Genomic DNA, 9,329 nt, shown 5'->3' with positions numbered 1-9,329 from the left:
CGCATCTTCCGCAAAGCTCGGTGCAGCCCAAATCGAATGTCGGCAATCGCCAGAGCAGTCCTCACCCTGGAGCGGCAACCCTGAAAGGGCTCAGTGAACCCTTCTCATCGTGTGCCGCAGGGGTGATGACCTGGCCGTCGGGATCGGTGACGCAGCAAGGCTCCTCGTCGTTGCGCTGGTGTTCTCTACGCACCCGCGCTGCAACCGAGGAGCCTCGTGGTTCCGTATCGTGCCATGCTCGACGTCCCGCATGAGATCGTGGAGCACGTCTCCTGGCTCATCTATGCCCGAAGGTGTGAACTGAACTCGCCGTGGCGAAGGCTCGGTTGCTTCCGCCAGGCGCTCCTTGCCTTGGCTCATCTGCGCAAGAACGAGACACTCGCCGAGGTAGGAGCCGGGTTCGGCGTCTCCACCGCGACAGCCGGCCGATATGTCAACGAGACCGTCGAGATCCTCGCCGAGCACGCCCCGGGCCTGCACGCCGCGCTGCGGACCCTGCTGGCGGAGGGGTTCGTGATCCTCGACGGCACGCTGATCCCCACCGACCGCGTTGCCGCCGACGAGCCGTACTACTCGCAAAAACACCGGCGGCACGGGATGAACGTGCAGGTCATCGCCCGCCCGGACGGCACACCGTTGTGGTTCTCCCGGGCCCTGCCCGGTCGCACCCACGACCTGACCGCCGCCCGCGCACACGGCGTGATCCAAGCCTGCCTCACCCGGCAGGTCTTCGTCCTCGCCGACCGCACCTACCGAGGAGCCAACGGCACCGTCCGCACTCCGTACTACGGCCGTGACCTGCCCGAAAAATACGCACAGTTCAACCGTGACCATGCCCGCCTGCGAGCCCCGGGCGAGCGCGCCTTCGCCCGGCTGAAGGCCTGGAGGATCTTCCGCAAGGCCCGCTGCAGCACCAACCAGATCGGTCAAACCGTCGCCGCCGTTCACGCCCTCGAAATCGCCTGGCGATCAGGATGAGAAACCCTCAGTAACACGGGCGACGGCACTCTAGTTGTCGTCCCCTTCATCGCCATATCCCTGGAGCCGGCACGAAGTCAGACGTCACAGCCCTGGAGTTGGTCGCTGTCGATGCGGACACTGCCACCAAGAAGTGGGGTGTTGAGCTGCAACTCCTGGAGTGGGGAGGCGAGAATGGTGGGCGGGCAAGGGGATATAGCTGTCGTGAAGATCTCCGACTCCTCGAGCAACCTCACCCTCGCCGTAAATCTGCGGACTCACCGCACCGTGTGGCAGAGAGAATTCGCCGCTACATCCGTGGTTGGTACCACGGTGGCCGTGCTGGAGCGGGAGGTCGGCGAGTCACACCTCAAGACCTTCGATCTTTCCACAGGAGAGCCGATGTGGGCCGTACAAGAACGGCAAGTCGTTCGCGAAGTTCCTCGATGCCCGCACCGGTAGAATCCTGAACAGCTTCGATGACATCGAGGATGTCACGTGCGCCTATGACAGCAAGTCCGTGACAGTATGTTCAGGCAGCGCCACCGACTCGGATCGCGTATTCGCCGTTGACGCGACAACGGCGAATACGCTCTGGCAGCTGCCGGACAAGGCAGTCGGCCGAATCGCCCCCAGGGTCACCGCGGCCTGGAACGGCAGGGTTTACGGCAGAACGTCGAACGGTCCTCTTGAGGCAACTCCGCATAATTTCATCCAGGGTAATTAATAGCATGCGTGAACATACGCAAGTCTCGCCCGATTTCCCATAGATCACCTTTTAGGTGCTTTGCGTAACTCCACGCGACAGGACAGTCGGTTAGGTTATCTAACGCCTCGTAGATACTCAAAACTGTCGCAAATGAAGACGGGATTGAAGATAATGCGAGAGCCTGATTGAATTCCTGCCAAGCCGACGGTTTATCACGCTCGCTTGCAGCAGCAGCAGCTGCACCACGAGAGAGCGCGGGGGAAATCGCATTATAGACACCCTCCAGGGCGTCAACCATTTCCCCATATCGAACCTTCCCGATATCTTGAATATGCGCCGCTGCAGCCGAGTCAACCAGCACTTGCTGCTCCGCAGGAGTTTTCGCCTCGTTGGCATCGAATGTCGCGTTCTCTTTTGCAATCAGCTCGCTTACATCATGCAATACCTTATCGGATAATGCACTATATGTGCTATATCCCCCGAATAGCCCATCAAAGACAAATCGTCCGAAGTCTGGCTTAATCACGCTGCTCAGCTTCGCATTATCAATATCTTGCCCGTCCGGGGTTCCAAAGGAAGAGTTCAAATAAGGCGAACCTCCCCCCTCCCAAATGCGAGGGAGGGATGAGTTAAGGGCCCTAACCACCCTAGAATTGCTATTCTTCTTATTCTTAATTATTATCGGCGTCGGTGAAGATGACCATGTAACACTGTCTTCGAGAACCTTCCAGACTGCGTGAATAAGCCGTTCTTGAGCCGCCCAACACGCCAGACCCAAGACATCGGCCATAACACTGCTCTGACGCCCATCCTTGGTGTTGCGGTGTATACGGGCGTCACTGTCACGTGCAGATAGGCTGGATTTTACAGTTTTCTGTGCATTAATGATCAAGGAGTCGTCTAGTGGGTTGGAATCCATCGGGAGCAACTTCCCTTCTGGATTCAAGGGCCTATATATGTAGTAAGCCCAAACTTCGCCGTAAGTGCTCTTTATGTTTCTCATAACCTGATCGTTTATTGCTCTACCGAATACGATATTATCCCCCAGGGAAGGGATCAGGTCTTCCTTGAACAGCTTATCTATGCTCGTCTGAGCCCTCATGAATGCATTATCTGGTATCGCGACGAGTGTCCCCGCAAGTGATCGAGAAACTTGCATCATTGCCTCATACGATAGGGCTAGCCCTTTCGCCGTTTTTCCTTCGTCAGTGTTAGGGGTGCCATGTACATCGCCTTTGTGCTGCTTTAGCTTAACAATCATGTCGTGGAATTTCTCGCCAACAACCAGTTGCAGTTGACGGTAAATGGATTCACTTAGGCGGCAGTACGCTTTTCTTCGACTTTCCTGGTCCAATGCATTATAGCTGGTAAAGTCTCCGGAGTGTAGATACTTCTGGTACAGAGACTTAGGGTCAAAATTAGGTTCCCAAAGGCCAGCTTTCGCTTGTGTCTTTTCTCGCGCATCACCGAGACGTGTGCCTCCAGAAAGTGAGGAAAATGCCAGCATGACTGCGTTTTCAATTGCTGAACTCGCTAGTTCAGCATCATGCACTGCGGCAGCTTGGATACGCACCGCTTCGGCAGCTAGTGTCCTGGACACACTGGTTGTAATTGCATTTAGCTGGCTCGGCCAAATAGAAGTGCTCCATTTCTGCTGGAAAGTTTCCACGTAAGCTTTCGCAGCTTCATCTTCCTTTTTTAGCGCATCTGCTTCCGCGAGCTCCTGTTTGATGACATCATAAACTGCGAATGCAACCATTGCGCCAAAAGTCACTTCGGAACCCAGAATCAAGTCTGCCAGGGTCCACGCGCCAAGCCAGGCGCCCACTTCAACTGCACCCACATAGTCGCCGTGACTAATATCATCTAATGCATAAAGAAAGGCGCTCACGCGAGGTTCGAATGACAATAGCGCCGCCGCTTTTTCAAGTTTCGATGAACCGTCGCGGAAAGCGCTAGCCAGGGCGTTTGGATAGGTGAGTAGCAGCCCGCCCACCTGGGCCCATTCGCCCCCTGTTGCTTTACTCTTCTCTATCTCCTTGCTTTCAAACTCTAATTTGGCCACCCCTGAATCAGTATGTAACAGCTTGGCGTACATACTTTTAGTTGCGGTATATAGGCTGCTCCCTTCGACGGAATTCATCCCTGGGTTCGGTTTCTTCCATCCAGCAGATTCCCAAACTTGCATTCCTGAAGGAAGCCGTAAATCGTTACTTAAATCGCCCATCACGCTCACAAGGCGCACATTACCGGTTTCTTTGTTCCATATTGCTCTCCAGTTTGCTGCTTCAGTAGAGGAACTACTCACATTTGACAGATCAAGCTCTTCCCGGGCCTCACACCGTGGACTAGTTCCTTGCGCTTGCGTCCCCACAATTCCAGTCAGGAGTGTCCTCGTGGGCTCTAAATTCTTATCAAATGACGGGTACGAAGACAGCTGGTGTGTGGCAAACACAGATCCTGTTACGGTCTGTGTTGTCCCATTACTAACGATGTTTCCCCAGTCGGCATTATAGGAAAGTGGATCTCGCTCGGTACAGGCTGACTCCCAGCACCTATTATGCTGTGCCTGATCATCAATCTTTAACGGCACCCCGGCATTCACCTTCACGCGCTCCACAGTTGCCGGATTGTACGCAAAGCGCAGTGGACGGCCGACCGGGGATGCGGTAGCCAGCTCACCCTCGCAGAATAATGCCGTTACGTCTAGGTTAATGGACTGCTGTTCTAGACTATGCTGTACAGTAACCCCATCAGGAGTCGACCTAACGGCTTGGATGGAGCCCGTCAGATTGGTATCTCTGAGTCTTTTCATGAAGCCCAGTAGCGCCTGGCGCAGATTATAGGCACGTGCGGCCGAATCGGGGATTTTATCTATTAATCCTGGTACTTCAACTGCGCGTTTAGTCTCTTCAAGAATAGTCGAGATTGCCTGGCGGGAAGGCCCAGTGTCGAGCTCTTCGCCCTTAATGGTGACACTAGTGTATGTGGAAGCGGCACCAATGCCGAGGAATTTACCAATGGATGAGATTGTACTATTTTTGTTCGGCTGTGGCTGATGGCACTTTACCTTTCCGTCAAATCGGCGCCCCAGAAGCATGTGAAGAGCGTGGATTAGCTCATGTCCCAACCCTACCTCGGGGGGCATCGCAAGTTTCTTCCATCCGCCTGAAGGCGCTGGACCACTCGTTGCACCAGGGATCTCAGCCAGAGGGTCATTCACAATGATCGTGCTTCTCGGGTCGTAGTAGATACGAGCAGTCGATCCGCACCCCTGCCATGGACCGTCCATTTTCTGCGAACCGCTGCTACCTGAGTTCCAAATACCTGTAATATGCTCTATCCGTTGACGGATTTGCTGGCTACTTTCTCCATTCTGAACCTCCGCCTGAGCCTTTTTTATCTCATCGGTGAACCAGTCTGGGGCAGGCTTCGAGGCTATGGTGCTGTTTGCCTCCGCCTGCGCGTCCAGCGCCTTCCAGTTTTCGTCGGGTTTATCTCGCAGTAAGTCTGAATTCCCTAATGCCGGCGGGGTAATCAGCACGCCGTCATCTAAGAACTCGGGCTGAGCCTGCCCTGGGTCATACCGCACATAGCGCGCCCAATATGCCCGTCCTGCATCCCGACAGCGATCGCGTTCTGCTTGAACATAATCCTCTGGAGGACTTATGGGCTGGGCATTTCTGACATGTTCAAGCAGCAACTCTCCAGGGGCTGTACGCTCGAGCTGGTCGAGCATGTCGCACACATCATCCAAATAAGCCTGAGCCTCTGGGCTTTGCGGGTCTGTCTGCGCATTAGGAGATATAATCCTCTGGTCTCTGAGGTTCATGTACATGCCGTGTCCAGGGCAAACCAAGATTCCCGGCCTAACTCTGTAAACTGTGAAGCGCTCGTACTGTGTCGCCAATTGTCCATTATGCATCAAAATGCGCGGAAGTAGAATCTTGAAAACATTGTCCCCAGACCCATTGGTTTGCCTCTGGGGGATAGGCTTGGATATATCGAAGCGGTTTGTTGGCATCGCTTTCTCCCTCATTTGAATCGAACATTCCCTGTACCGTTCAACGACCGCCTGCAACTGCTCGTCCGGATCAGGGACGACCTTTGCGGTGGGCTGGCGCAGATAGCCGAACGGCAGCGGCACCACGAGGTCGCTGCGGCGGGCCTTGCTGATCCTCCCGTTCCACAACCGCTGTTTGATAAGGTGAAGGGGCCTTGCTCCCGAAAGTTGGAAACGGATTATGCGGCTTGCGCCAGCGTAGTTGGTGGTTCGTTGAAAGCTTTTTCGTAGGCGATCGGCGAGCATTATCCGAGACGGGAATGACGCCGGCGGACGTTGTAGCGCTGCAGCCAGCGGAAAGTTTCCAGGCGGGCCTCCGCTCGCTTGACCAGCCCTTCCTCCCTTTCAGCGCCTCCCTTTTGAAGGTCACGTTGAAGCTTTCCGCGGAAGCGTTGTCCGCCGAGCTGCCGACCGCGCTCATGGACTGGATCAGGCCCGCCCGGCCGCAGGCGTCGGCGAAGGCCCTGCTCGTGTATTGCCCGTACTCAACTGGTCGTCGCAACACCGGCTGTTTAGACCGATAGTAGATGCTCGTTGAGGGCTTCGGCGGGTGTCTTCCACCCGAGAGTCTTGCGGGGCCTGCTGTTCAGCGCGGTGGCCGCGGCTTCGAGTTCCATCGGCGTTCCAGCGTGAAAGGTCGGTGCCCTTGGGAAAGTACTGGCGCAAGAGCCCGTTTGTGTTCTCGTTCGTGCCCCGCTGCCAGGTACTGTGCGGGAAGGTTATTCAGAAGTGGTTGATCGTGGTGTGGTCCAGGTGCGGAGGGGTTCGAGCTGGACGACGGTGTCGAGGGTTTGGGGGAAGTGGTCGAGGGTGCCTCGGTAGTTCTCGGAGAGGATCTTCCAGTTCTTCAGGCGGGCGATGCAGCGCTCGACCGCGGAACGGACGGAGGAGTGGGCCCGGTTGCAGTCCTTCTCCACTATGGTGAGCGGCCGGTGCAGGGGCTTCTTGTACGGGGTCAACAACCGGCTGCCCTGGTAGGCCTTGTCGCCGAGGCCGGGATGTCTGCCGACTGCGGTCTCCGCCCCCGAAGCCGTGTAGGCGTAGGAGCCGTGGCGGGCCCCGGGCAGCGGCCGGCCGACGGACCGTAGCCGCCCCCGCAGGTCGGAGATGACCTGGACGTTGTGCCCCACGCGCCGGTGTTTTGCAGAAAACAGCTGCTCGGCGGCCTTCCAGTCCCAGCAGGGGGCCAGGAACCCGTCGACCAGGACCGGCTCGTCGCGGGGCAGCCGCGCGATCCCGAACCCCAGCCGTTTGAGGCTGTCGCGCACCACCGGCCGCAGTAGCGAACCGTAGCGCGAGACGGTCGGCTGCGAGGCACCGAAGAGCTCGCCGGCCATCTCCTGTACCGCGTCGTGCCGCAGGAGGAAACACAGCAGGACCACCGCTTTCCACAACGGCAGTGCATGCGGCCTGCCCGTCGTCCGGTCCCAGTCCGGCAGCCGGCGCTCCACCCTCCCGATGAGCAGGGACAGCTGATACGGGCTCAAGCCGGTAGTACGGTGGAAACGCACCGGTCCCCCCGAGCGTCCGTACGTGCGGTGACACCTCGTACAGTACGCCGAGGGGGCCGATCTTGCCGTCAGCGATCAACTACCGGAGATCCACAGAGTTTTGAATGACCTTCCAGGCAGAGAAGAATTCTTCCCTGTAGGGCCTGAATCTGCGAATCACCTATGAAATGACCGGCAAGGAAACAGGTTGCATAACCGCATCATACCCGGAAGGCTTAAATTCGATAGAAATATTTTGCGAAGCGCTTGAGGATGTAGGGAGCAGATATATTCTAAATTCTCCCCATTCGTCTGTCATTATGTTGATCGGCGTACTGCCGGCCTCGTGCTCACCATCTCCAAGCTTGATATTACTTACTCCTTTTACGCTGCATTCGATACTGGAAGTCGGAAAGGGGGAAGTGAAGTCCAGTGCCGCGTATTGGCCTACTTTCATCTCATCTGGGATATCGCTAAATAGTGCGACCTTGGCAGGTGCTGATCGTTTCAAAGTCACCTGATTTGACTGTCCCCCAAGGATCTTACACTGAACTTCATATACCCCTGGCCCCTTCACGGCTGGGAAATCATTGATTCGAACTTTCCCAGCCGCCCCTGCAATGAATTCCTTAGTTAAAGAATAGCCCAGGGGGCCTGACGTCGTGACGACGATAGCGCATCCAGTTGCTGGAGCATGAGGCCCTTGTGCAGTGTCGTTGACGATTAACTCTATGCCCTTGAATACACCTGCAGCCCACTCTTCGTCAGAAGTTCCTCCTCCCGAAACAACTGAAATCTTCGGTTCAGTAACAGCGGGAAGCGGAACTTTGATGTCAGCGTGATCACTTCCAGAGGTAATCTTCAGTAAAGTTTCCCCGGGATTCCCTGGTTTGATGGCGTGGAGATACATATCAACGCTACCGCTAGCGGTGCTGCGAGCTGCAAATTCTGCGTCACTCGTCGGCCTACTTGATCCGGACCCCGTTAGAACGACACCGTTACCTGCCGCTTGACACTTGACATCGCGGTTCCGCCATTGCGGTCCAATAAGTTGCACCTTAAGTTGCTCAAATTTCCCTGGATACCAATGCAACGGAGGAGGGGAAGTGGCAATCGCTTCTGGCGCTACACGGTTGACGCTCTTTGGTAAAGCCACACCTTTAACCTCTGCAGTTAATATGTACTTTCCAGAGCCTGAGAAAGGCGTGAAGGCAGGTGACTCTGCAATTCGATCTCTATCGGTATAAACTTCGACTGACTCTTGCCGTCCTGCACTGTCTTTGAGTGTGAATGTAACTCCGACAGTTGATAGATAGTCTGCCATGACAATCCCCTCTGCTGGTAAAATTTCACAGTTAAGCCAAATTGTCTGGATGGCTTCTCTTGATCGTTCTCGGAAGCTGATTCTGCGGGCGCTATGAGCTCGTAACAAGATCTTGCTGAGGCGCCATGGTCGGGCGTGACTGAGCCTCTTTCATCCTGAATAGCTATAGGTGAGAAGGGTGTGGAGGGCTTAGAGGGCATCTGATCAACGTTCAGGCGATGGTGCCCGTTTCGCCCGATTCGATTCGCCAGCTTGGTGTGGATTCTCCGGTGAGTTTGCGGCTCATTGTGTTAGCCATGGCCCAGTGGATCATCGTCTGGGATCTCTGAGGCAGGGCTTCGTAGTCGCGTGTCAGTCGGCGGTGTTGCATCAGCCAGCCAAAGGTCCGCTCGATCACCCAACGTTTCCGAATGGGCCGGAAGCCGGTACTGGTGGGCCGTTTCGCGACCTCGACGTCCATTCCCAGGCGGGCCCCGTGGTTGATCACGGAATTCTGGTAGCCGCCGTCCACCCAGACTTTGGTCACTCCTGGGTGGGATGCGGCGACGTGGTCGAGCAGTTGCTTACCGCCGGCGGTGTCGTGAACGGAGGCCGCTGTCACGATCACGGCGAGGAGGAGGCCGAGGGTGTCGGTGGCCAGGTGGCGCTTACGTCCCTTGGTCTTCTTCCCGTTATCCCGGCACCGGGATAACGCAAATTATCTGGGGTCATCAGTTATGCCGGGTCCAGTGCATCCGCGCTGGATGAGGGCAGGGTGGCAGCGGCGGAGGCCGTGATATCTGCAGG

The 9,329-nt window shown here is 56.2% G+C and carries 4 protein-coding genes and 3 pseudogenes; 2 read left to right on the top strand and 5 right to left on the bottom strand.

Translation table 11 applies throughout. From position 1 onward, the window contains the following. Together ACWD4A_RS34505 and ACWD4A_RS34500 are read left to right on the top strand one after the other, a co-directional pair. Positions 1 to 84: pseudogene (locus ACWD4A_RS34505) on the top strand (IS5/IS1182 family transposase); the annotation flags it as partial. A 132-nt stretch (positions 85 to 216) separates the two neighbouring features. Further along, the gene (locus tag ACWD4A_RS34500) at positions 217 to 978 is read left to right on the top strand and encodes a transposase family protein (RefSeq protein WP_451200302.1); all 762 of its coding nucleotides are present in this window, start codon (positions 217 to 219) and stop codon (positions 976 to 978) included. Positions 979 to 1,667: 689 nt separating this feature from the next. Here the strand turns inward: ACWD4A_RS34500 and ACWD4A_RS34495 are convergent. The 5 genes and pseudogenes from ACWD4A_RS34495 to ACWD4A_RS34475 form a co-directional block, all read right to left on the bottom strand. Further along, a complete protein-coding gene (locus tag ACWD4A_RS34495) occupies positions 1,668 to 5,975 on the bottom strand; it encodes a hypothetical protein (RefSeq protein ID WP_451200300.1) in 4,308 nt (1,435 codons plus the stop codon). Between the two features lie 266 nt (positions 5,976 to 6,241). Beyond that, a pseudogene (locus ACWD4A_RS34490) lies at positions 6,242 to 6,443 on the bottom strand (transposase); the annotation flags it as partial. 5 nt (positions 6,444 to 6,448) lie between these two features. After that, positions 6,449 to 7,216: a transposase family protein gene (locus tag ACWD4A_RS34485; RefSeq protein WP_451200297.1), complete on the bottom strand. Its 768-nt coding sequence runs from the start codon at positions 7,214 to 7,216 to the stop codon at positions 6,449 to 6,451. Positions 7,217 to 7,400: 184 nt separating this feature from the next. Next, the gene (locus ACWD4A_RS34480) at positions 7,401 to 8,543 is read right to left on the bottom strand and encodes a hypothetical protein (RefSeq protein ID WP_451200295.1); all 1,143 of its coding nucleotides are present in this window, start codon (positions 8,541 to 8,543) and stop codon (positions 7,401 to 7,403) included. A gap of 211 nt (positions 8,544 to 8,754) precedes the next feature. Continuing rightward, positions 8,755 to 9,219: pseudogene (locus ACWD4A_RS34475) on the bottom strand (transposase); the annotation flags it as partial. Positions 9,220 to 9,329: the final 110 nt, after the last annotated feature.

This window comes from Streptomyces sp. NPDC002537, from assembly GCF_053594975.1.
Note: the sequence above shows the minus strand (reverse complement) of the source record. Positions and strands in the feature narration are given on the sequence as shown.

Bases quoted from the DNA above. Each gene is read 5' to 3' on its own strand.
- ACWD4A_RS34480 (WP_451200295.1), bottom strand. From the start codon at position 8,543: ATGGCAGACTATCTATCAACTGTCGGAGTTACATTCACACTCAAAGAC.
- ACWD4A_RS34495 (WP_451200300.1), bottom strand. From the start codon at position 5,975: ATGCTCGCCGATCGCCTACGAAAAAGCTTTCAACGAACCACCAACTAC.